The sequence below is a fragment of the Pseudomonas sp. PS01297 genome, from assembly GCF_029959305.1.
Classification (GTDB): domain Bacteria; phylum Pseudomonadota; class Gammaproteobacteria; order Pseudomonadales; family Pseudomonadaceae; genus Aquipseudomonas; species Aquipseudomonas helleri.
This window is the reverse complement of the sequence record NZ_JASCPQ010000020.1, coordinates 18,975-39,651: the sequence shown is the minus strand read 5'-3', so window position 1 is coordinate 39,651 and position 20,677 is coordinate 18,975. Positions and strand designations below refer to the sequence as shown.

Sequence of the window (20,677 nt, the reverse complement as noted above, 5' to 3'; positions counted from 1 at the left end):
TTAACGGCCATGATGGCTGCAAGGATAAATGATATGGATATTAAAGATTTTAGTGATGAGGCCTGTGTTGATTTTATTAAAAGCTTGGAGATTCCGGTAGTTGAGCCAGCGATGTTTACTCGCTCTCTACGGCTGATGGCTCGCTCCGGTATGGATATTGATGGTTCTGCTAAGAATATTGATAGTAACGAGGACAGTGCTTTTGTAGCAGGTAACAGCGTCGTCTCGTTTGTTGGAGGTTTGGAGCCACAGCTAAAACAGGACGTAATGGATAGCGTGTTGTTTGCACAGTTGGCAGCAGATAAAAAATTCCCCAATAAAGACACGCATCGTGTTGAGCGATACAACCTGTACAACCAGATTCTATCGTATTGCGGTTGGACAACGACCAACGAGTCCATGCATAAAGTGACCGGTCTGAAGCAGAAATTTACAATGGACCAAGTTGCGCTGGAAATAATTGCAAGTGTCGTGGGTCCAAATAAAGCGGTGCTGGAGATTGTGGCCATGGTGTTTGGTGCTCTGGCCAAAAGCCCCAAGGCGCTTAGTCTGTTTGAAAATCAGGCAAAGGGTGTTGATGCGGGTAACTTTCAGATCCTGCCATGTATCGCAACGAGTGATGGTGAAGTGATTATGATAAAAACCTGTATGCAGTTCAGTTCGTCAAAACGCGTGACGAAAGTTCTTTTTTGGGAATGGAGTAGCAACGATGTGAGCTTGTACACTGCCGCCAGTAACACAACGCTTAATCGGCGCCAGTATGGAGCCGTTCGAAATACCATTATGGATAAGCTCGGCACTTCGGGAAAAAACTTTATCGAAAATATTGATATTGATATTTGACTCAGGCGCAGCAAGGAGTTTGTGACGATGGAAGAGTCTAATAAAGTCTATGTCAATGCCGGCATACTCACGATGTGCCTGCCCGGTACCGTGCTCACAGCGCAGCAGCAAGAAGACGTCATGAACTCGTTGTTATTTGCGGAGTTGAGTGCCCGTGTAAAGCACCCGCAAGCACAGCACAATACGGAACGTGAGCAGGCTGTTCAACGGATGCTGGATAACTTGTGCTGGATTCGTTTAAACCAACCTGGTGTTGTATCGAAAGCTTCACGGACCTTGACGGTGGTTGATGTTGTAACGGCTAAAAGCCTGAGCATGTTTCCCTCTCGAGTCAGTTCAGGTTTTATTGAGTTGTTGAAAAAACTCAAGTTTTTGCCGTCTCAAAAGGCGTTGGATGTTTGGTATGAAAAAACGGTTTCACCCGTTCATTCTGAGCATTCGGCCAGCACTGATTGCCCAGTACCTGATGTGTTTAATGTGTGCGTGAAGTTCGCTATTTTAGATGCAAAGGGTGTTCTTCATACCTTGATGTTGGCGTTTACCACACGCACAAAATTATTAAATAATTACCTTTCTCAGACGATCGCGATCGAAGAAAGTGCAGGGCTGCACGTCCAAGCCTACACCTATGAGCTAAATGCACAGTGCTTCTCTCGTTTGCGTGAGTCGGTCGCTGAAAAACTGAAGAGCAAAAAAAATAAGTATGTACTGCCTTGGGCTTGCTCTGCTGATGGCCATTGCCCTCCTGTCATCACTCAACAAGGTCTTTGATAGTGCTATGAACGCGAAAATGATTGGCAGCACGCTCACGTCTTTTGTCGGGGAAGTGTCCGAAGCCAGCAAGCAGGATATTCAAGACTGTTTGCTCTATGCGCAATTGTATGCCGACAGGAGAGGGGGGGCAGGGACTTGGGCGTGGCCGTCAAACTATCAATATGCTCTGCTTAGCCTTGGTTTTTCGCTTAAGGCCTACATTATTGAGCAGCCATTATTGATTTCGGATGCTCACCAAGTTCGCGATTACAAAGTGCAGGTGGCAGGTGTGGGTAGCTCTGAGCGCCTGGCCAATCTGCTGGGTGTGCTATTTGACACTCTTCACTTGGAACGTGATGCCTTAAGTTATTTAAGTGAGCCGCCCGTTACGTCACATGCCACCCACTATCAGTGTGCGCCGTGTGAGAGGACTCAGCAGGGTGAGTTAGTGGTTTTTGTATGTGCTCTGCAACTCAGTTGTACGCCTCATGGTAAGAACCCGGCACTGACCTTTGTACGTCTGAATTCAAAGGGTGGCAGTTTTCAATTTGATGCGGCTGTGTATGCAGCAATGAAAAATGAAGTTCAGGATGTTATTCGTGGTTTTACGAGTACGATGATCCAAAACGTGGAGCTGTAAAAACACTGCCCATGGCTGTCAAGCATGGGCAGTGCCAATTTACTTAGGGCACCAAGTAGCCTTTTATCCCGGTAAAGATAATTTGCGCCGCCAGCGCACACACGAATAGCCCCATCAAACGGCTGATAATCTGCAAGCCCTGCTCGCCGACAATGCGTTCGATCCTGTTGGACAAATACAGCACCAACCCGACGGTGAGGCTGGCCATGACAATACTGGTGATCGCCATCAGCTTGTCATCCCAGTGAGGCTGGCTGACGCCCATCACCAGCAACGCACCAATGGTACCGGGGCCAACGGTGATCGGAATGGTCAGCGGCACAATGGTGACGTCTTGCTGAACATTGTCGCTTTGCACGGCAGACTTGCCTTGGGCCATGCCCAGCGCCGAGATGAACAACACACTGCCGGCGCCAATGCGGAAGGCATCGACAGTGATGCCAAAGACACTAAAAATCATGCGTCCGAACAGGTAGAGCAACACGCTGGAAATCACGGTTGCCAGCGCTACTTTCCATGCCAGGCGGCCACGCTCCTTGTTCGAGTAACCGCGTGTCAGGCTGATAAAACACGACAGTACGAAGAACGGGCTGTAGAGCACCAGCATCTTCAAGTACACACTGAACAAAACATGCAGCATGGTCTGAGCTCACATCGCAGGAAGTCGTCGAAAGTCTATCAGGGGTTTGACGGTCTGTCGGGCGGTGTTAGAAACACCCTGCAGCTACAACGACACACTCTGTAGGAGCGAGCTTGCCTCGCGATCTTTTGACTTTAAAAGATCGCAGCCTTCGTGCCTCGGCAGCGACTACAACTGCCCTACGACGGCTGCGCCTGAGACTGTCGCAGCTCGCGCTGCACCACCCAATACTCAACCAGTTCGCGCAGTTGCGACAGTTCGACAGGCTTGGCCATGTGGCCGTCCATGCCGGCCTGGCGTGCGCGCTCTTTGTGCTCAGTCAGAATATGCGCGGTCAAGGCAACGACCGGGGTGCGGACGCGCTGGTGGCTGACTTCCCAGGCGCGTAATTGCTCGGTGGCTGAGAAGCCGTCCAGTACCGGCATTTCGCAATCCATGAGCACCAGGTCGTAACGCTGCGCTTTCATGGCCTGCAGCGCTTCTTCGCCGTTGGAGGCGGTGTCCGGGTGCAAGTTGAGTTTGCTCAACATGCCACGAATCACCTTGGTCGAAATGTTGTTGTCTTCGGCCACCAGAATGCGGAAGTTACTGGGCACGCTAAGGGGCGCTGATGGCCCGCTGCCCAATGGCGGTGTGACGCCAAGGCCATTGTTGCGTTGGGTCAACTCGTCGGCCAAGGTGGTTTTCAGGGTATAGCCCGCCACCGGTTTGGCCAGGATGCGCTTGATGCCGCAGTTGCGCGCAATGATCTTGCTCGGCGCATTGCTGATGCCCGTGAGCATCACCAGCAAGATATCGTGGTTCAGGCTCGGGTCTTCTTTGATCTTGGCGGCTAGTTGCATGCCGGTCATGCCCGGCATGTTCTGGTCCAGCAAGACAATATCGAAGTAGTCGCGCAAGTGCGCCTTGGTGCGCAGCAAGGCCAGTGCCTCTTTGCCCGAGGCGGCGGCGCTGACATTCAAGCCCCACGCCGAACATTGCTGCACCAGTACTTTGCGGCAGGTGTCGTTGTCATCCACCACCAGCACGCGGGCGCCTTTGAGCGGGCTGTCCAGGTCCGAGGTGGGGTGCTCAAGCAACTGTGGGTCCAGCGGCAGGGTGAGCCAGAAATTGGTGCCCTTGGTTTGCCCGGTTTTGATACCGAACTCGCCGCCCATGAGGGTGATCAACTGACGGGCAATGACCAGCCCCAAATGGCCGCCCAGGCGGGTGGCGGCGAGGAAGTTTTTGCTGTGCAGTTCGGCGTGCAGCAGTGCCTCGCGCTCTTGCTCATCCATCGGCTGGCCCGAGTCTTGAACGGCGATGCGCAAGCGTGGGGCATCACTGCGTTCCTCTAGCGCAACCACGATGAGGATCTCGCCTTCGTCGGTTTTTTTCAGGGCGCTTTCCAGCAGGCTCAGCAGGGTTTGACGCAAACGCGTAGGATCGCCATTGATCACCCGAGGTACTTGCGGCTGGATAAAGCTGATGAGCTCGACGTTTTGCTGCTCGGCCTTGGTGCGGAAAATACTCAGGCAGTCATCGATCAATGCATTCAGGTCGAACTGCACGTCGTCCAGTTCGATCTGCCCGGACTCCAGCTTGGAGATGTCGAGGATTTCGTTGATCAGCGTGAGCAGTTCGTTCCCGGCGCTGTGGATAGTTTGTACGTAGTCACGTTGTTTGACGGACAACGGCGTGCCGAGCAGCAGCTCTGTCATGCCCAGCACGCCGTTCATTGGCGTACGGATCTCATGGCTGATCTTGGACAGGAACTCGGCCTTGGCATTGATCTCGGCGTTGCTGGCGGCGAGGTCGCAACTCAGGTTGAGCTGGTCTTCGGTGATGCTCCGCGTTCGTTCACTCAACGCGATACCCATCAGCAGGCCGCTGAGACACACCACCGCCATCAGGGCCAGTACCAGCTCTTGCGGGGCGATCAGGGTCAGCCCCAGCAGGGCGGGCAGGATCAGCAGGGTGCCAATGTTGAAAATGATCATCGCCACGACAAACAAACGCGCCGGGCGGTAGCCCTGCTGCAAGTGGTAACTGGCCACCAGCAGAATGCTCAGGCTGGTCAGGGCGACCAGCATGTAGGTGGTCAGGTTCAGCGGCAGGCTGTTGAAGAACAGCAGCAACAAACCGCACAGGCCTACGATCAGGATGTCGATCAGCAGCAGTTTATGCAGCGGGTGCGACCCACGGCTGGAGAAGAAGCTGTAGGTGAACATCAACCCGCACGGCGCGGTGAGTATCAGTGCCAGATAGGCGCCAGGGGTTTGCCAGCTGTGCCATTGCGGGAACCACGGGCTGAGCAGGTTTAAAAAGAGCGCCGAACTGGCCAGCAGCAAGGTCTCGCACAGTGCCAGCCACAGGCAACTGATGGTGCGTGTGAAGGCAAAGCGGATCAGGTTGTGCAACACCAGCATGGCGATGCCGCCCAGCAGTAGTCCGTACAGCAGGGTGGTGCCTTGGTCTGCTGCGAGGACAACGGCGGTACTGAGGGTAATGTGCGGGCGCAGTTGGTGTTCAGACTCCATGCGCAGGTAAACATCCAGAGGCTGATCGCTCTGGGGCAGCGGTAACAGGTAGTCGCTGCTGGACAGTGGTTTTTCGCTTTGTGGAAGGGTGTTGCCGGTGGTCACTTCGGTAATCAGTTTGTGATCATCGAGGACATACAAATCAAGGCGTGAGAGGTCGGGGGCGAACACCCGCAGGATCTGCTCATGCTGGTCGGGCTGTAAGCGGAACTTCAGCCACAGGGCTTCGCCGGGTTCGGCAGCCACCATGTTTTCAAGTTCGATGGAGGTGAACTGGCTGTTCAATCGTGCTGAGCGCACATCGCTCAGTTGCAGGTCGCCTTGCGGGTCGGACAGCATGGACCAGCTGCCACCTGATGCGGCATGAGCCGGCATCAGGCAGAGCAGGGTTGTCAGCAGGCTGACAGTTATTCCTATGGCGATCCTAAGCCAGCGCACGGTGAAATCCCTTCGTCGATTGTTGCAAGTCGGTCACTATGCGCGGCGCTGGAAGAGTTAGGCAAGGCTGATCCATCCCCGTCTATCCATATGGATAGACTTGTTACTGGGATTCACCGCGTTCGCGTGCAATGGCTCGGTAGCCAATGTCATGACGGTAGAAACAGCCGTCCCACTCGATGGCTTTGGCCAGGGCGTAGGCTTGCTTTTGCGCCGCCTCAACCGTGTCGCCCATTGCCGTTGCACACAGCACGCGACCACCTGAGGTGACCACTTCGCCTGCTGCATTCAGCGCGGTGCCCGCGTGGAATACTTTGCCTTCCAGTTTCGCTGCAGCGTCCAGTCCGTGGATTACAGCGCCTTTAGTGTAGTCTGCCGGATAACCACCTGCCGCCAGCACAATGCCCAAACTTGGACGTGGATCCCATTGTGCTTCAACTTTATCCAGCGCTTGGGCCAATGCGGCTTCAATCAGCAGCACCAGGCTCGATTGCAGACGCAGCATCACCGGTTGAGTCTCCGGGTCGCCGAAGCGGCAGTTGAACTCGATGACTTTCGGGTTGCCGGCTTTGTCGATCATCAGACCGGCATACAGGAAGCCGGTGTAGACGTTGCCTTCTTCAGCCATGCCGCGCACGGTCGGCCAGATCACCTGGTCCATCACGCGCTGGTGAACTTCAGCGGTGACCACTGGAGCAGGCGAGTAAGCGCCCATGCCGCCGGTGTTCGGGCCGGTGTCGCCGTCGCCGACGCGTTTGTGGTCCTGGCTGGTGGCCATAGGCAAGACGTTCTTGCCGTCGACCATCACGATGAAGCTGGCTTCTTCGCCGTCGAGGAACTCTTCGATCACCACACGCGAACCGGCTTCGCCGAAAGCGTTGCCAGCGAGCATGTCGCGCACGGCGTCTTCGGCTTCAGCCAAGGTCATGGCGACGATCACGCCTTTGCCCGCAGCCAGGCCGTCAGCCTTGATCACGATCGGCGCGCCAACCTTTTGCAGGTAAGCCAGCGCTGGCTCGATCTCGGTGAAGTTCTGGTAATCGGCGGTCGGGATCTTGTGGCGAGCCAGGAAGTCCTTGGTGAACGCTTTCGAGCCTTCCAGCTGAGCGGCGCCAGCGGTCGGGCCAAAGCAATCCAGGCCACGGGAGCGGAACAGATCAACCACACCGGCTACCAACGGGACCTCTGGACCAACGATGGTCAGGGCAACGTTCTTCTCGGCAAAATCAGCCAGTTGCTCAAGGGCCAGCACGTCGATAGCAACGTTTTCGCACTTGGCTTCAATGGCGGTGCCAGCGTTGCCGGGGGCAACGAATACTTTAGCGACACGCGGGTCCTGCGCTACTTTCCAGGCCAGTGCGTGTTCACGGCCACCGCTGCCAATGATCAAAACATTCATTTCAAAAACCTCAAAAATCTGTGGGAGGCGCTGCAAACCTCTGTAGGAGCTGACGAGTGCAACGAGGCTGCGATCTTTTCAAAACAGAATCAAAAGATCGCAGCCTGCGGCAGCTCCTACAGGGGGAGCGGTGTATCAGTGACGGAAATGGCGCATGCCGGTGAACACCATGGCAATGCCCGCTTCGTCAGCGGCGGCGATTACTTCGTTGTCGCGCATCGAGCCACCTGGCTGGATCACTGCAGTGATACCGGCTTTGGCAGCATTGTCGATGCCGTCACGGAACGGGAAGAATGCGTCCGATGCCATCACCGCACCTTGTACCTGCAAGCCTGCGTGCTCAGCCTTGATGGCGGCAATGCGGGCCGAGTTTACGCGGCTCATCTGGCCTGCGCCTACACCGATGGTCTGACGGCCTTTGGCGTAAACGATGGCGTTGGATTTAACGTACTTGGCCACTTTCCAGGCGAAGATCAGGTCGTTGATCTCTTGCTCGGTCGGTGCGCGCTTGGTCACCACTTTGAGGTCTTCGCTGCCGATCATCTGGATGTCACGGCTTTGCACCAGCAGGCCGCCGTTGACGCGTTTGAAGTCCCAGGCCGGTGCGCGCTCTGCGCTCCACTCGCCGCAGGCCAGCAGGCGCACGTTGGCTTTGGCGGCCACGATGGCGCGGGCTTCTTCGCTCACCGACGGGGCGATGATCACTTCAACGAATTGGCGCTCAACAATGGCTTTGGCCGTTTCGGCGTCCAGCTCACGGTTGAAGGCGATGATGCCGCCGAACGCCGACTCGGTGTCCGTCGCGTAAGCCAGTTCGTAGGCCTGACGGATGCCGCCTTCGTTGTCCGGGCTGACCGCCACGCCACACGGGTTGGCGTGCTTGACGATCACGCAAGCCGGTTTTACGAAGCTCTTCACGCACTCCAGCGCAGCGTCGGTGTCAGCTACGTTGTTGAACGACAGCTCTTTACCTTGCAGTTGGGTCGCGGTGGCGATGCCGACTTCGGCAGGCTTGGCCTCAACGTAGAACGCCGCGCTCTGGTGCGGGTTCTCGCCGTAGCGCATTTCTTGCGCCTTGATGAACTGGCTGTTGAACGTGCGCGGGAACTGGCTGCGGCCTTCGGTGCTGAGGGTTTCAGCCGCCTGGTTCACGGTGCCCATGTAGTTGGCGATCATGCCGTCGTAGGCGGCGGTGTGTTCGAACGCCTTCAGCATCAGGTCGAAACGCTGTGCGTAGGTCAGGCCGCCGGCCTTGAGGTTTTCAAGGACGCTGGCGTAGTCGCTGGCATTCACCACGATGGCCACGTCTTTGTGGTTTTTGGCGGCGGAGCGAACCATGGTCGGGCCGCCGATATCGATGTTTTCGATTGCGGTCGGCAGGTCGCAGCCTGGCTTGTTGATGGTGGCTTCGAACGGGTAGAGGTTAACGGCCACCAGGTCGATCGGCTTGATGCCGTGCTCGTTCATGATGTCGTCGTCAATGCCGCGACGACCGAGGATACCGCCGTGGATTTTCGGGTGCAGGGTCTTCACCCGACCGTCCATCATTTCCGCAAAACCTGTGTAGTCCGCCACTTCAACAGCGGCAACACCGTTGTCTTGCAGCAGCTTGAACGTACCACCGGTGGAGAGGATCTCGACGCCGAGGGCTTCCAGTTCACGGGCGAAATCAAGGATTCCGGTTTTATCGGAAACGCTGATTAGAGCGCGGCGGATCGGCAGGCGGGTAGTCTGGTCGGTCATCTCGATTTCCATCAAAAGCAAAGGAGTCAGCAAAAAAGGCGGCCTGTTTTATCAGGACGCCTTTCAGGTTTGATTGAATGCTTACAGCAGATCGTACTGTTTGAGCTTTTTGCGCAGGGTGCCGCGATTGAGTCCCAGCATCTCGGAGGCCTTGGTCTGGTTGCCCTTGACGTAGTTCATGACGCACTCGAGCAAAGGGGCTTCGACTTCGGAAAGCACCAGGTTGTACACGTCCGTGACTTCAGCGCCCTCCAGGTGGGCGAAATAATTGTGCAGCGCCTTTTCGACACTCCCGCGAAGGGTCTGACCTTCTTCGCTCGGCGTATTGAGGTGCTGTTTCAAATTGACGTTGTCGCTCACGGGCGTTGTTCCACTCACTAATGTCTCGGTCATCATCGTCATGCGGCCACCCATCCTTCGTCCCCTGTCCCCAGGCTCTTATGTCGTTCGGCGAAAAACGCCTGAACGTTGGCGCATTGTGCTTCCGTATCTTCCAAACGATTGAAGTGGGCGCGAAACTCCTTGGCGCCCGGCAAGGTTGCGAGATACCAACCGACATGCTTGCGGGCAATACGTACCCCCAATACCTCCCCATAGAAGGTGTGCAGTGCGGCCAGATGCTCTAGCAGAATACGTTCCACTTCGGCCATTTCCGGTGCCGGCAACAGCTGGCCGGTACGCAGAAAGTGGTCCACTTCGCGGAAAATCCAGGGCCGCCCTTGAGCCGCCCTGCCTATTAACAGTCCATCGGCACCGGTGGCGTGCAGCACATGCCGGGCTTTATGGGGTGAATCGATGTCGCCATTGGCAAACACCGGTATCGACACGGCCTGCTTGATCGCGGCAATGGTGTCGTACTCGGCCTCGCCGGTGTACAGGTCTGCACGGGTTCTGCCGTGCACGGCCAGCGCTTGAATCCCGGCCTGTTCGGCGATTTTTGCCACCGTGAGGCCGTTTTTGTTGTCGCGGTCCCAGCCGGTACGGATTTTCAGGGTGACCGGCACATCAACTGCGGCCACAACGGCCTGCAGGATCTCGTTCACCAATGCTTCGTCTTTCAGTAACGCGGACCCGGCGGCCTTGTTGCAGACCTTTTTTGCCGGGCAACCCATGTTGATGTCAATAATCTGTGCGCCCAGTTCCACATTGGCCCTGGCGGCGTCTGCCAGCATTTGCGCATCACCGCCGGCGATCTGCACCGAGCGGGGCTCGGGATCACCGTCGTGAATCATGCGCAGGCGCGATTTACGACTGTTCCAGAGACTCATGTCACTGGTCACCATTTCCGACACAACCAGGCCCGCGCCCATTCGTCGACAAAGCTGACGAAAGGGTTGGTCGGTGACACCCGCCATAGGGGCGAGAATCAAACCGTTTTGCAATGTGTATGGGCCGATGCGTACCGCCGACATAGGACTTCCCTGTTGTGGGGCCGGATCTGGGGAGTTCGAAAAAGGGTTGGCATGATACCCGCTCTCGATGACTGGATAAAGACGAAATTGGATGATTTTTGAACAATGGAGGCTGAAAGCCAGCTTTCAACCCGCTACAAGCGTCGAGCTACAAGCTGCAAGAAGAGGCAAATCTGCTTTTAGCTTCAAGCTTGCGGCTTGAAGCTTGCCGCTAAAAGCGCAGCGCGCTCACTCGGGCGAGTGAAAACTCAGGCTGTAATTCACCGCTTTCGGGCCCGGATCCAGGATGTCGAGGGCAATGTGGATAGGCGTTTGCGGCGGCATTTCGGCCTTGCCAGCCAAGTCGCCGCTCAGGTATTCGCCAGGTTTGAAGCGGCGGCTGGCGATCATTTTGCCGTTCAGGTCGGCAAAACGCAGCTCCAGCAGCGGGTAGGGCTGGGAAAACGGTGCGCGGTTGTAGAGGATGGCGTCTACCATCAGCGCACCGGCGAATTCAGGATGGCTGCGCACCACCAGATTGCTGCTTTTTATACGGTCTATATCGACCTTGGAAGGCACGCTGCAGCCGATTTGCGGGCACAGCTGCTGGAAGAGCGGCCGGTATTGGTCCTGACGAGCCAGTTCATCGAAGTGATACGCGATGTATTGCCCGGCCAGTGCAACGGCGGCCAGCAACACCAAGAGCGTCCAGAGCAGGCGCTTGCCCCACGGCGAGCGGCGTTTTTGCCAGTCCAGGTGCAACGGGTCGTCTACCAGGTCCAGCAGCACGTCTTCGCGCACACCGGGCTCACTGCGTGTGCGTTTGTCTTTGGTCGCCGAGGCAGGGGCCAGAGGCTCATCGTCCTCGTCATCATCCACCGCAGACAAATGCTCGCCGCGCAGCTCGGGCTCATCGTCGTCATCTTTGCTGAGCCTGAGCGGCGGCGTGTCGTCGGGCTCGTCGATGTCCAGCGACAGCGATGGCTCAGTGCGCCCGGTTTCAGCCGGTTCGATGTCGTCTTCGACGGCCTTGACCGCGAGTGCTGAGGTTTCGGCACGTTCTGCTGCGGATTCACTGAACAAGCTGCCAGACCATTGGCTTTCGTCGGCGTCGCTGGTGTCGCGGCGAGCGCTCAGTGCACTGGTTTTGGCTTTTTGCGACTGGCCGAAACTTTTGCTGGGCTGAATCTCCCGTTCTTCAAGCTTGGCCAGCTCTTCGTCCAGGTCCAGGTGCTCAAGGTCCAGCTCGGCCACTTCCCAGTGCGCCGGGCTGATGGCCTTGGGCGCAGCGGGCGGCTCAACGGCCACAGGTTCTGCAACAAGTGGCGCCACAGTTGTAGGCAACTGCTCTGTTTCGGTGCCTTTATTCAGCAGTTGCTGTGCGGCATTGAACACTTGCAGGCAGGAACCACAGCGCACCACGCCGCGGGCCATGCTCAATTGAGCATGGCTGACACGGAAGCTGGTTTGGCAATGTGGGCACTGTGTAACGAAGCTATCGCTCATGCGGCCATCCGGGTTAAGCAGGCTTGTATTCTAGCGTCGACGACCGCTGATGCGCACCCAGCCATCGCGGTTGGCGATAGGGTCCAGATCAAAGTCTTGAGCGTAGGCAGCGGCGACGTCTTCGCCTTGCTCGGCGAGGATACCGGACAGCGCCAGACGGCCACCGGGCTTGACCAGGCTGGACAGTTGTGGGGCCAGGGCAACCAGCGGGCCGGCCAGAATGTTGGCGACCAGCACATCGGCCTGCACCTGCGGCAGGTCTTCAGGCAGGTACAGCGGGAACAGCTCTGGCGCCACGTTGTTGCGCCCGGCGTTGTCGCGCGAAGCTTCCAGCGCCTGCACGTCGATGTCGGTACCAACGGCTTGCTTGGCGCCCAGCAACAGTGCAGCGATGGCCAAAATGCCCGAACCGCAGCCAAAGTCCAGCACGTCGCAGTCTTTGAGGTCCTGGCCGTCGAGCCATTCCAGGCACAGCGCGGTGGTCGGGTGAGTGCCGGTGCCAAACGCCAGGCCCGGATCCAGCAGCAAGTTCACGGCCTCAGGCTCAGGGGCAGCGTGCCAGCTTGGGACGATCCACAGGCGCTGACCAAAACGCATGGGTTCAAAATTGTCCATCCAGCTGCGTTCCCAGTCCTGGTCTTCGATGACTTCGGCGTGGTGTTCTGGCAATGGCGAGCCGGTCAGCAGCTCCAGATGGGACAGCACCAGCTCGGCTTCGGTACCGCCTTCGAACAGGGCCAGCAAATGGGTGTGCGACCACAGCGGCGTGGTGTTGAGTTCAGGTTCAAAGATCGGCTGATCTTCGGCATCCATAAACGTTACCGAAACGGCACCGACTTCGAGGAACGCGTCTTCGTAGGTTTCGGCTTGTTCTGGGCTGATGGCGAGGCGTACTTGCAGCCAAGGCATGGCGGGCACCTTTGAAAAATAGGAATGTGCAGCCGGAGGGGCTGCGAGAAACGCGCCAGTTTACGCGAGCGCAGGCCTCCCTGCTATGGCAGGCCATCTGTAGGGGCGTCCTAAGGTCATTCGCGCAGGTATTTGATATTGGGATGATGGCGTTTATGGAAGCGTCCTACATACCGTGAGCACCAATCTGGGCACTCTCTTCCTGATTACTGTGTGTGAGGTTCATTCATTCTATGACTGGGCCTCATGGTTCTCAGCCGTGCTCCTTTTAGGGGCTATGCAAAAGGAGAGGCTTATGGCCCGGGGCTATTTTATTGGTCTGGACGACAAAACGACCTGTGGTGGCAAGGTGCTGGAGTCAGACCCTGGCATTACGTGGAATGGCATTCAGCATGCCCTTGAAGGTCACTTGGTCAGCTGCGGGCAGGACGGTAAGGCCTACCCGATCTGTGGCGGTGTGGATGGTTTTATCAGCAATGGCCGGCGGGTGGCTGGCACGCTGGACAGCCGCAGCGGTTGCCCCTGCCAGGCCGAACTGATTGCCTCTGTGACCGTGCATTCTTATGTCAGCGATTCAGCCCCGGCATTTAAGGGCGGCTTGTTCGCCGCGCCGCAGCCCATGCCCGCCACCCTCAGCACAACGTGCGACGAGCGTTTTCAGTTGCTCAATCAACGTGGCTTGCCCTTGGGGCAACTGGGGTATGCCGTGCTGCAAAACGACCACTGTATGGGTTACGGCACACTCGATGCGCAAGGCCATACCTGCTCGTGCTCCAGCGATGGTCCTGAACAATTGGGTATCGCCATCAACGCCCCGTCACCGGTTATGGAGTAAGCAGCATGTCCTTGAATGATTTTCAGCGCACCAACGCTGCAGGGCCGGACGCCTTGTATCAACTACCGCAGGCCAACTCGCACACCTACAGCCCCACCGATACACCGGCCAAAAAAGTGGTCGTGCAGAGCCTTGCCCTGAGCCGCTTGCCGGGCGCCATGCGCTCGATGGGCTGGCACACGGCAGCGGCCTTGATGCAGCGCTGGTTTGACAGCCCTGCGTGGGCGATGCCGGAGGCGTGGAAAGAGCGTAAAACCCAGCCTGACCCTCTCACTCTGAAACCGGCGCAGTGCGATGAGAGCATTGTAAAAATGGAGTGGGCCATGGGGTATGAGCGCTGTCGCGAGGCTGTTGACGAGGCAGAGTCTATTCTTGCGACTCCAAATGCACTTAAAAGACTCCAAGCTCTGCTAAAGAACGCTGGTTGGGAAGGTGAAGGTGTTCAGGCGTTGGGATCGAGGTCAATGTCAGCCCTGCAAATGGATGCTTTTTCCCAAGTTAATTTCGTTAAATTTGGAACCGTATGGAATTCGCTCGACGACATGTACGGAGCCTTAGGTAATGCCGTTTTGAAAGTCGGAGTAGTCGGAGAGGCATTTACTGAGGTAAATCCAGTTACCAAACAAGTCCGTTATCTTTTTCATATAAAGCAGGTTGGTTTCTACATACGTGACCATTACGACTTCAATGGTCTGCAATATCTGGGTACTTGGACCGAAGATCGTGTGCTGACCAAGGCAGAGACTGCTTTTACCTTGAGCCTTCATGGTCAAGTTGTATTGCGTCTAAAGGAAGGTCCTTTTGCTGCAGTCACCAATGGTGATTTTCGCGACTATCGTGAAAAAACAGGTAAAGGCGGCGACTTCATAATTTATTCAGACGTACTCTGGAGAAAATCTGGGCAGGTCATTGATCTTGGGGGATGGGTGTGAAGCCAGCCTCACGACGGATAGCCTTTTTCATGGTTTTTCTCTGTATTGCCGGAGTGATATGGGAGGCTTCGCAGTGGTGGGAGAAAGGCTTGGCGGAGCGTTTGGGTGATCCTGAAATAAGCCCCGGCGGTTGTTATCGGGTTGAGAGTTTCAAACCTTTTTGGGTGCTACCCAATATTTTTCATAGGCGACCGGATCCAAACGAAGTCCACTCACCAGAGTGGTTTCCGTGGTGGGGATATCCAGGTTTTTTTCGCCTGTACGATCATCGCACTGAAGAATTGATCTCAGAAACCAAGGTTCATGACTGGGATTCGATCGTTGAGAAGGTGAGTTGGGGAGGTGGTTCAGGTCAAGTGAGGTCCGGCATGATTCGTATCGGGCCCAACCTCCCCGACTGCATAGGTGATATCCCCGGCAAAGTGAGGCGCGAACAATGAAGCCCAGCTCGCGACGCATCGCCTTTTTCGTAGCCTATATCACCATTGCGGGCGGGTTATGGACCGCTTCGAACTGGTGGGAAAGAGGATGGGCTACGCGACTGGCTACCGATAGCGTCAGCCCCGATGGCTGTTATCGAGTCCAGAGTTTCAAGCCCTATTGGGTTCTTCCAAATATCTTTCATCGTGAGCCTGACGTTAATGGCATTAATTCCCCTGCGTGGTTTCCATGGTGGGGTTATCCAGGTTTTTATCGTCTTTTCGATAATCGCAGTGGCGAGTTGATTTCAGAAACCAACATCTATGATCTGGAGTCGGCAGGAGGCGGGCTCAGTTGGGGCGAGGGTTCTGGTTATGTGATGGCCGGTTTGATCATCATCGCCTCCAACCTCCCTGATTGCACAGGCGATAACCCCGGCAAAACCAGGCGCGAACAATGAAGTCCAGCTCGCGACGCATCGCCTTTTTCGTAGCCTATATCACCATTGCGGGCGGGTTATGGGCTGCTTCGAACTGGTGGGAAAGAGGATGGGCAACCAAGGATAGTGAGTCGAGTATCAGCCCTAATGGCTGTTACCGAATTGATAGTTTCAAACCCTATTGGGTGCTCCCTGATTTTTTGCATCCCATGCCCCATCCATTCGGGGACCTGCCGCCAAAATGGTTTGTTTGGTGGGGGAATCCAGCTTTTTTGCGTCTTTATGATCATCGAAATGGCGATCTGATCTCAGAAACTGAAATCTATGATGCGGAGTCAGATGGCGGGCAACTGCACTGGGGGAATGGGTCAGGCAATGTGTGGATTGGGATGATCAGAATGGAGCTTAACCTTCCCGACTGCATAGGCGATATCCCCGGAAAAGTGAGGCGCGAATAATGAAGTCCAGCTCACGACGCATCGCCTTTTTCGTAGCCTATATCACCATTGCGGGCGGGTTATGGAGCGCTTCGAACTGGTGGGAAAGAGGATGGGCTACGCGACTGGCTACTGATAGCGTCAGCCCCGATGGCTGTTATCGAGTCCAGAGTTTCAAGCCCTATTGGGTTCTGCCAGATACCTTTCATAGGCGCTCAGACCCCAATGAAGATCAGCCAGCTGAGTGGTTTCCATGGTGGGGTTATCCAGGTTTTTATCGTCTTTTCGATAATCGCAGTGGCGAGTTGATTTCAGAAACCGACATCTATGATCTGGAGTCAGCGGGAGGCGGGCTTAGTTGGGGCCAGGGTTCTGGCTATGTGATGGCCGGTATGATCATCATCGCCTCCAACCTCCCTGATTGCACAGGCGATAACCCCGGCAAAACCAGGCGCAAGCCATGACAGCCATGACGCCACCCATCGCTTCTACCCGGCCTGAATCAATTTTGTAGCCGGGTACCCAAAAAACTGGCACCCCAGACACAACAAAGCCGCTCGAAAGCGGCTTTGTTGAGCAGAAAACAAACTTACTTGTTAGCCAGTTTGTGTTCCAGGTAGTGAATGTTGACGCCGCCTTCGCAGAAGCCTTCGTCATTCACCAGGTCGCGGTGCAGCGGGATGTTGGTTTTGATCCCGTCGACCACGATTTCGTCCAGCGCGTTACGCATGCGAGCCATGGCTTCGTCACGCGTCGCCCCCCAAGTGATCAGCTTGCCGATCAGGGAGTCGTAGTTGGCCGGAACCTTGTAGCCGCTGTACAGGTGCGAATCGACGCGAACGCCGTTGCCGCCCGGTGCGTGGAAGTGCTTGACCATGCCTGGGCTCGGCATGAACGTTGCCGGGTCTTCAGCGTTGATCCGGCATTCCAGCGAGTGACCGTGAATGTTCACGTCAGCCTGGGTGAAGGACAGCTTGTTGCCTGCCGCAATGCTCAACATCTCTTTAACGATGTCGATGCCGGTGACCATTTCGGACACCGGGTGCTCTACTTGCACACGAGTGTTCATCTCGATGAAGTAGAAGCGACCATTTTCGTACAGGAACTCGAAAGTACCCGCACCACGGTAGTTGATGTCAACGCATGCCTGAACGCAGCGTGCCAGCACTTCCTGGCGAGCCTTCTCGTCGATGCCCGGTGCTGGCGCTTCTTCCAGAACCTTCTGGTGACGACGTTGCAGCGAGCAATCGCGGTCGCCCAAGTGGATCGCGTTACCCTGGCCGTCGGAAATAACCTGGACTTCCACGTGACGTGGGTTGGTCAGGTATTTTTCCAGGTAGACCATCGGGTTGCTGAACCAGGCGCCGGCTTCTTCGCGGGTCTGCTTGGCGGCTTCGATCAGGTCTTCTTCACGGTGCACAACGCGCATGCCACGACCACCACCGCCGCCAGCGGCTTTGATGATCACCGGGTAGCCGACTTCACGGCCAATGCGCAGTGCGGTTTCAGGATCTTCCGGCAGCGGGCCGTCAGAGCCTGGAACAGTCGGTACGCCCGCCGCGATCATGGCGTGCTTGGCCGATACCTTGTCGCCCATCAGGCGAATGGTGTCAGCTTTCGGGCCGATGAAGGCAAAGCCGGATTTCTCGACTTGTTCGGCGAAATCGGCGTTTTCAGCCAAGAAGCCGTAGCCCGGGTGAATCGCCGTGGCGCCCGTCACTTCGGCTGCCGCGATGATCGCCGGGATGTGCAGATAAGACAGGTTGGCTGGTGCCGGACCAATGCAGACGGTTTCGTCTGCCAGACCCAGGTGCATCAGTTCCTTGTCGGCAGTGGAGTACACCGCGACGGTCTTGATGCCCAGTTCCTTGCACGCCCGCAGGATGCGCAAGGCGATCTCGCCGCGGTTGGCGATCAGGACTTTTTCCAGCTTCTGAGGCTTCAACATCGTTGGCTCCCCGTGGTTCAAACGATGGTGAACAGCGGTTGGTCGAACTCAACCGGCTGACCGTTTTCTACCAGGATGGATTCAATGACACCGGCTTTTTCAGCGGTGATGTGGTTCATCATTTTCATCGCTTCAACGATGCAAATGGTGTCGCCAACTTTAACGCTCTGGCCCACTTCTACGAAGGCTGGCGACGTTGGCGCTGGTGTGCGGTAGAAAGTGCCGACCATTGGCGACTTGACCACAAAACCGTTCAGTTTTGGAGCAGCAGGTGCTTCAGTCACGGTGGCAACCGGCGCAACAGCCACTGGCGCAGCAGCCGGAGCTTGTTGCATTGGTGCTGGTGCGTAGAACTGTTGAGCTGGGGTCTTGCTGTGGCGGCTGATGCGTACCGACTCTTCGCCTTCTTTAATTTCCAGCTCGTCGATGCCGGACTCTTCCAGCAGTTCGATCAGTTTCTTGACTTTACGGATATCCATGAATCGTCAACTCCCAATGGGTGGGTCAGGGGCGTTTAGCTTGTAGTTCAAGCTGTTCCAGGGCGGCCTCCAAGGCCAGTCGATAACCGCTGGCGCCAAGGCCGCAGATCACACCTACCGCAACGTCGGAGAAGTAGGAGTGATGGCGGAAAGGTTCGCGTTTGTGCACGTTAGACAAATGCACTTCGATGAATGGGATGCTCACCGCCAGCAGCGCGTCACGTAATGCCACGCTGGTGTGGGTAAAAGCAGCCGGATTGATCAAAATGAAATCCACCCCTTCATCGCGGGCCGCATGAATACGGTCGATCAATTCATACTCGGCATTACTTTGCAGGTAGAGCAAATGGTGACCGGCGTCGCGGGCCCGCTGCTCCAGATCCTGATTGATTTGCGCCAGGGTAGTCGCGCCGTAAACGCCCGGTTCGCGGGTGCCTAGCAGGTTCAGGTTGGGGCCGTGCAGAACCAGAAAAGTCGCCATCTGCTGTTCCTTGTAATGTGTGCGCAGTGATCAGTGCCGGGCGACTATGCCGAAAAGCTGAATCAGTGTCCAGTTGTGTACAAAAGCCAGCACGATGACCGATGTTCGCGAAAAGTTTGTGACCAAGGCTCTAGATCTGGTCATTCGCGTTCGCGACACGTTCGGCGAAGTCCGCTGCATTGATCTCGCCAATGACCCGTTGGTCACTTTTTTCCTGGCCATTTTTGCCGAAGAACATCAGCGCCGGAGGGCCGAACAATTGGTAGTGATCGAGCAGGGCACGCTGCTCGGCATTGCTGGCGGTCATGTCGAAGCGCACCAGCCGGTAACCCTTGAGCAGGTCCAGCACGCGCGGGTTGTTCAGCACTTCATGCTCAAGCACTTTGCAACTGATGCACCAGTCGGCATACCAGTCCAGCAACAGCGGCTGGCCAGCCGCCTTGGCCTCAGCCTGCACGCTGTCGAGCTGGGCTTTGGTGCTGATGGTTTGCCAGTCACCTGCGGCTTGCGGTGCGCCGGTGATGCTGGCGTGGCTCGCGGTTGCAGGGCCCAGAGGGTTGAACGGATCACTGTGACCGCTTAATGCGCCGAACCAACAGGCCAGGGCATACACCAGCAGAAACAGCCCGAGCAGTTGCGCCAAACGTTGGCGCGGGGCTTTGTAGATGAACTCGAGGGTGCCGAGAAACAGACTCACACCGGCCGCCAGTACACCGATCAACAGTAACGTCAGCGGGCCAGGCAGTACCCGGCTAAGCAAGCCGATCGCCAGACCCAGCAGCAGCACGCCGATGGCGTTTTTCACTGTGACCAGCCACGGCCCGCTTTTCGGCAGCCAGGCCGCGCCGCCAGTGGCCACCAACAACAGGGGGGCGCCCATGCCCAGGCCGAGGGCGAACAGCTTCAAGCCGCCGCCCAGCGCATCGCCGCTGGCGCTGATATACAGCAAGGCCCCGGCCAGCGGGGCCGAAACGCACGGCGACACCAGCAGGCTGGAGACCACGCCCAGCACCGCAGCGCCCACAGCGAACCGCCCTGGGTGCGATTGGCGAGGCGGTCCAGGCGGTTGCTGAGGGCCTGCGGCAACTTGAGTTCGAACACCCCAAACATCGCCAGGGCAAAAACCCCGAAGAACAGCGCAAAGGGCACCAGTACCCACACCGATTGCAGGCGGGCCTGCAAATTCAGTTGTGCGCCGAACATCCCCATCAAAGCGCCCAACAGCGCAAAACAGGCCGCCATCGGCAGCACGTAGGCCAGCGACAAACTAAAGCCACGCAGCCCGCCAACCTGGCCGCGTAACACCACGCCCGACAAAATCGGCAGCATGGGCAGCACGCAAGGGGTAAAGGTCAGGCCCAACCCGGCGAGGAAAAACAGCGCCAGATCGCGCCAGTTCCACGACGTTGCGGGCGCATTCGTGCTCTCAGTCGCCACTGGCCCCGGTGTGCCCTCAATGTTCAGGCGTTCGGTTTCAGGCGGGTAGCACAACCCCTTGTCGGCGCAGCCCTGGTAGCTGACCACCAGGGTAAATGGGCGTTGATCGTTGGGCGGGCGCGGGATATCGACGTCGAGAATGCCGTGATAGACCTCCACGTCGCCAAAGTACTCATCGTGTTTTTGCTCGCCTGCGGGCAATTGCGGTGTGCCCAGTGCGATGTCAGCCGGTTCGGTCTTGAAGGCAAAGCGATGGCGGTAGAGGTAATACCCTTCGATCGGCACAAAGCGCAGTTTGATCGTCTCGGGGCTACTGTCGATCAGGTTCAGCTTGAAGGCTTCGCGCACCGGCAAAAAATCGGCACTGTTATTGATCGCCCCCAAGGTGGCGCTGGGGCGCGAGTCCAGCAGGCCCGTGGCCATGACTGGCAGGCTAAACAGCAGGCAAAGAACAAAGAGCAGGCGGCGCATAAGAATCTCGCTGATAA

The 20,677-nt window shown here is 56.8% G+C and carries 20 protein-coding genes and 1 pseudogene; 9 read left to right on the top strand and 12 right to left on the bottom strand.

Translation table 11 applies throughout. The annotated features are described in order from the left end of the window. Nucleotides 1-33 precede the first annotated feature (33 nt). From QMX84_RS08895 to QMX84_RS08885, 3 genes are read left to right on the top strand one after another with little or no spacing between them, the layout of a single operon-like run. The gene (locus QMX84_RS08895; protein ID WP_282363622.1) at nucleotides 34-843 is read left to right on the top strand and encodes a hypothetical protein; all 810 of its coding nucleotides are present in this window, start codon (nucleotides 34-36) and stop codon (nucleotides 841-843) included. 27 nt (nucleotides 844-870) lie between these two features. Further along, the gene (locus tag QMX84_RS08890; protein WP_262126342.1) at nucleotides 871-1,614 is read left to right on the top strand and encodes a hypothetical protein; all 744 of its coding nucleotides are present in this window, start codon (nucleotides 871-873) and stop codon (nucleotides 1,612-1,614) included. Beyond that, nucleotides 1,574-2,236, top strand: a complete 663-nt coding sequence (locus QMX84_RS08885; RefSeq protein WP_262126340.1) for a hypothetical protein — start codon at nucleotides 1,574-1,576, stop codon at nucleotides 2,234-2,236. The genes QMX84_RS08890 and QMX84_RS08885 overlap by 41 nt, the downstream gene beginning before the upstream one ends. A gap of 43 nt (nucleotides 2,237-2,279) precedes the next feature. On the opposite strand, the gene QMX84_RS08880 is transcribed toward QMX84_RS08885, so the two are convergent. The 8 genes from QMX84_RS08880 to prmA all read right to left on the bottom strand — a co-directional run bounded on the left by QMX84_RS08880 (nucleotide 2,280) and on the right by prmA (nucleotide 12,781). Next, nucleotides 2,280-2,876, bottom strand: a complete 597-nt coding sequence (locus QMX84_RS08880) for a MarC family protein (protein WP_048366516.1) — start codon at nucleotides 2,874-2,876, stop codon at nucleotides 2,280-2,282. A gap of 179 nt (nucleotides 2,877-3,055) precedes the next feature. Then, nucleotides 3,056-5,833: a hybrid sensor histidine kinase/response regulator gene (locus QMX84_RS08875; protein ID WP_282363621.1), complete on the bottom strand. Its 2,778-nt coding sequence runs from the start codon at nucleotides 5,831-5,833 to the stop codon at nucleotides 3,056-3,058. A gap of 103 nt (nucleotides 5,834-5,936) precedes the next feature. Beyond that, nucleotides 5,937-7,232 carry a phosphoribosylamine--glycine ligase gene (purD, locus tag QMX84_RS08870; protein ID WP_153336538.1) on the bottom strand — a complete coding sequence of 432 codons (1,296 nt, stop codon included), beginning with the start codon at nucleotides 7,230-7,232 and terminating at the stop codon, nucleotides 5,937-5,939. Nucleotides 7,233-7,367: 135 nt separating this feature from the next. Beyond that, nucleotides 7,368-8,975 (bottom strand): bifunctional phosphoribosylaminoimidazolecarboxamide formyltransferase/IMP cyclohydrolase, encoded by a 1,608-nt coding sequence (gene purH / locus QMX84_RS08865; RefSeq protein ID WP_262126337.1) that lies wholly within the window; start codon nucleotides 8,973-8,975, stop codon nucleotides 7,368-7,370. 81 nt (nucleotides 8,976-9,056) lie between these two features. Further along, complete coding sequence (fis, locus tag QMX84_RS08860) at nucleotides 9,057-9,377, bottom strand: DNA-binding transcriptional regulator Fis (RefSeq protein ID WP_019408796.1); 321 nt, start codon at nucleotides 9,375-9,377, stop codon at nucleotides 9,057-9,059. After that, nucleotides 9,374-10,387, bottom strand: a complete 1,014-nt coding sequence (gene dusB, locus QMX84_RS08855) for a tRNA dihydrouridine synthase DusB (RefSeq protein ID WP_048366512.1) — start codon at nucleotides 10,385-10,387, stop codon at nucleotides 9,374-9,376. Before dusB ends, fis begins: the two co-directional genes overlap by 4 nt. A gap of 228 nt (nucleotides 10,388-10,615) precedes the next feature. Further along, complete coding sequence (locus tag QMX84_RS08850; RefSeq protein WP_282363620.1) at nucleotides 10,616-11,872, bottom strand: DUF3426 domain-containing protein; 1,257 nt, start codon at nucleotides 11,870-11,872, stop codon at nucleotides 10,616-10,618. Between the two features lie 30 nt (nucleotides 11,873-11,902). Continuing rightward, nucleotides 11,903-12,781, bottom strand: a complete 879-nt coding sequence (prmA, locus tag QMX84_RS08845) for a 50S ribosomal protein L11 methyltransferase (protein WP_153336535.1) — start codon at nucleotides 12,779-12,781, stop codon at nucleotides 11,903-11,905. Nucleotides 12,782-13,076: 295 nt separating this feature from the next. Between prmA and QMX84_RS08840 the strand changes: the two genes are divergently transcribed. From QMX84_RS08840 to QMX84_RS08815, 6 genes are read left to right on the top strand one after another with little or no spacing between them, the layout of a single operon-like run. Then, on the top strand, nucleotides 13,077-13,616 hold the full coding sequence (locus QMX84_RS08840; protein WP_282363618.1) for a PAAR domain-containing protein: 540 nt from the start codon (nucleotides 13,077-13,079) through the stop codon (nucleotides 13,614-13,616). A gap of 5 nt (nucleotides 13,617-13,621) precedes the next feature. Further along, nucleotides 13,622-14,548, top strand: coding sequence for a DUF6402 family protein (locus QMX84_RS08835; RefSeq protein WP_282363617.1), 927 nt, complete (start codon nucleotides 13,622-13,624; stop codon nucleotides 14,546-14,548). After that, a complete protein-coding gene (locus tag QMX84_RS08830; protein WP_273224181.1) occupies nucleotides 14,545-14,988 on the top strand; it encodes a hypothetical protein in 444 nt (147 codons plus the stop codon). The genes QMX84_RS08835 and QMX84_RS08830 overlap by 4 nt, the downstream gene beginning before the upstream one ends. Beyond that, on the top strand, nucleotides 14,985-15,428 hold the full coding sequence (locus QMX84_RS08825) for a hypothetical protein (protein WP_282363616.1): 444 nt from the start codon (nucleotides 14,985-14,987) through the stop codon (nucleotides 15,426-15,428). The genes QMX84_RS08830 and QMX84_RS08825 overlap by 4 nt, the downstream gene beginning before the upstream one ends. Then, entirely contained in the window at nucleotides 15,425-15,865 is a 441-nt protein-coding gene (locus QMX84_RS08820; RefSeq protein WP_282363615.1) for a hypothetical protein, read from the top strand. Before QMX84_RS08825 ends, QMX84_RS08820 begins: the two co-directional genes overlap by 4 nt. Next, on the top strand, nucleotides 15,865-16,308 hold the full coding sequence (locus tag QMX84_RS08815) for a hypothetical protein (RefSeq protein WP_282363614.1): 444 nt from the start codon (nucleotides 15,865-15,867) through the stop codon (nucleotides 16,306-16,308). The genes QMX84_RS08820 and QMX84_RS08815 overlap by 1 nt, the downstream gene beginning before the upstream one ends. Nucleotides 16,309-16,433: 125 nt before the next feature. On the opposite strand, the gene accC is transcribed toward QMX84_RS08815, so the two are convergent. The 4 genes and pseudogenes from accC to QMX84_RS08795 all read right to left on the bottom strand — a co-directional run bounded on the left by accC (nucleotide 16,434) and on the right by QMX84_RS08795 (nucleotide 20,660). Next, nucleotides 16,434-17,792, bottom strand: a complete 1,359-nt coding sequence (gene accC / locus QMX84_RS08810) for an acetyl-CoA carboxylase biotin carboxylase subunit (RefSeq protein ID WP_048390888.1) — start codon at nucleotides 17,790-17,792, stop codon at nucleotides 16,434-16,436. Nucleotides 17,793-17,809: 17 nt separating this feature from the next. Then, entirely contained in the window at nucleotides 17,810-18,271 is a 462-nt protein-coding gene (gene accB, locus QMX84_RS08805) for an acetyl-CoA carboxylase biotin carboxyl carrier protein (protein ID WP_048366506.1), read from the bottom strand. A 25-nt stretch (nucleotides 18,272-18,296) separates the two neighbouring features. Then, on the bottom strand, nucleotides 18,297-18,752 hold the full coding sequence (gene aroQ, locus QMX84_RS08800) for a type II 3-dehydroquinate dehydratase (protein WP_003439222.1): 456 nt from the start codon (nucleotides 18,750-18,752) through the stop codon (nucleotides 18,297-18,299). Between the two features lie 130 nt (nucleotides 18,753-18,882). Then, nucleotides 18,883-20,660, bottom strand: a pseudogene (locus QMX84_RS08795) (protein-disulfide reductase DsbD). Nucleotides 20,661-20,677 lie beyond the last annotated feature (17 nt).

What these genes read in the sequence shown, in the direction of transcription:
- QMX84_RS08895 (WP_282363622.1), top strand. Translation starts at nt 34, where the DNA reads ATGGATATTAAAGATTTTAGTGATGAGGCCTGTGTTGATTTTATTAAA.
- QMX84_RS08890 (WP_262126342.1), top strand. Translation starts at nt 871, where the DNA reads ATGGAAGAGTCTAATAAAGTCTATGTCAATGCCGGCATACTCACGATG.
- QMX84_RS08885 (WP_262126340.1), top strand. Translation starts at nt 1,574, where the DNA reads ATGGCCATTGCCCTCCTGTCATCACTCAACAAGGTCTTTGATAGTGCT.
- QMX84_RS08880 (WP_048366516.1), bottom strand. Translation starts at nt 2,876, where the DNA reads ATGCTGCATGTTTTGTTCAGTGTGTACTTGAAGATGCTGGTGCTCTAC.
- purD (WP_153336538.1), bottom strand. Translation starts at nt 7,232, where the DNA reads ATGAATGTTTTGATCATTGGCAGCGGTGGCCGTGAACACGCACTGGCC.
- purH (WP_262126337.1), bottom strand. Translation starts at nt 8,975, where the DNA reads ATGACCGACCAGACTACCCGCCTGCCGATCCGCCGCGCTCTAATCAGC.
- fis (WP_019408796.1), bottom strand. Translation starts at nt 9,377, where the DNA reads ATGACGATGATGACCGAGACATTAGTGAGTGGAACAACGCCCGTGAGC.
- dusB (WP_048366512.1), bottom strand. Translation starts at nt 10,387, where the DNA reads ATGTCGGCGGTACGCATCGGCCCATACACATTGCAAAACGGTTTGATT.
- QMX84_RS08850 (WP_282363620.1), bottom strand. Translation starts at nt 11,872, where the DNA reads ATGAGCGATAGCTTCGTTACACAGTGCCCACATTGCCAAACCAGCTTC.
- prmA (WP_153336535.1), bottom strand. Translation starts at nt 12,781, where the DNA reads ATGCCTTGGCTGCAAGTACGCCTCGCCATCAGCCCAGAACAAGCCGAA.
- QMX84_RS08840 (WP_282363618.1), top strand. Translation starts at nt 13,077, where the DNA reads ATGGCCCGGGGCTATTTTATTGGTCTGGACGACAAAACGACCTGTGGT.
- QMX84_RS08835 (WP_282363617.1), top strand. Translation starts at nt 13,622, where the DNA reads ATGTCCTTGAATGATTTTCAGCGCACCAACGCTGCAGGGCCGGACGCC.
- QMX84_RS08825 (WP_282363616.1), top strand. Translation starts at nt 14,985, where the DNA reads ATGAAGCCCAGCTCGCGACGCATCGCCTTTTTCGTAGCCTATATCACC.
- QMX84_RS08820 (WP_282363615.1), top strand. Translation starts at nt 15,425, where the DNA reads ATGAAGTCCAGCTCGCGACGCATCGCCTTTTTCGTAGCCTATATCACC.
- QMX84_RS08815 (WP_282363614.1), top strand. Translation starts at nt 15,865, where the DNA reads ATGAAGTCCAGCTCACGACGCATCGCCTTTTTCGTAGCCTATATCACC.
- accC (WP_048390888.1), bottom strand. Translation starts at nt 17,792, where the DNA reads ATGTTGAAGCCTCAGAAGCTGGAAAAAGTCCTGATCGCCAACCGCGGC.
- accB (WP_048366506.1), bottom strand. Translation starts at nt 18,271, where the DNA reads ATGGATATCCGTAAAGTCAAGAAACTGATCGAACTGCTGGAAGAGTCC.
- aroQ (WP_003439222.1), bottom strand. Translation starts at nt 18,752, where the DNA reads ATGGCGACTTTTCTGGTTCTGCACGGCCCCAACCTGAACCTGCTAGGC.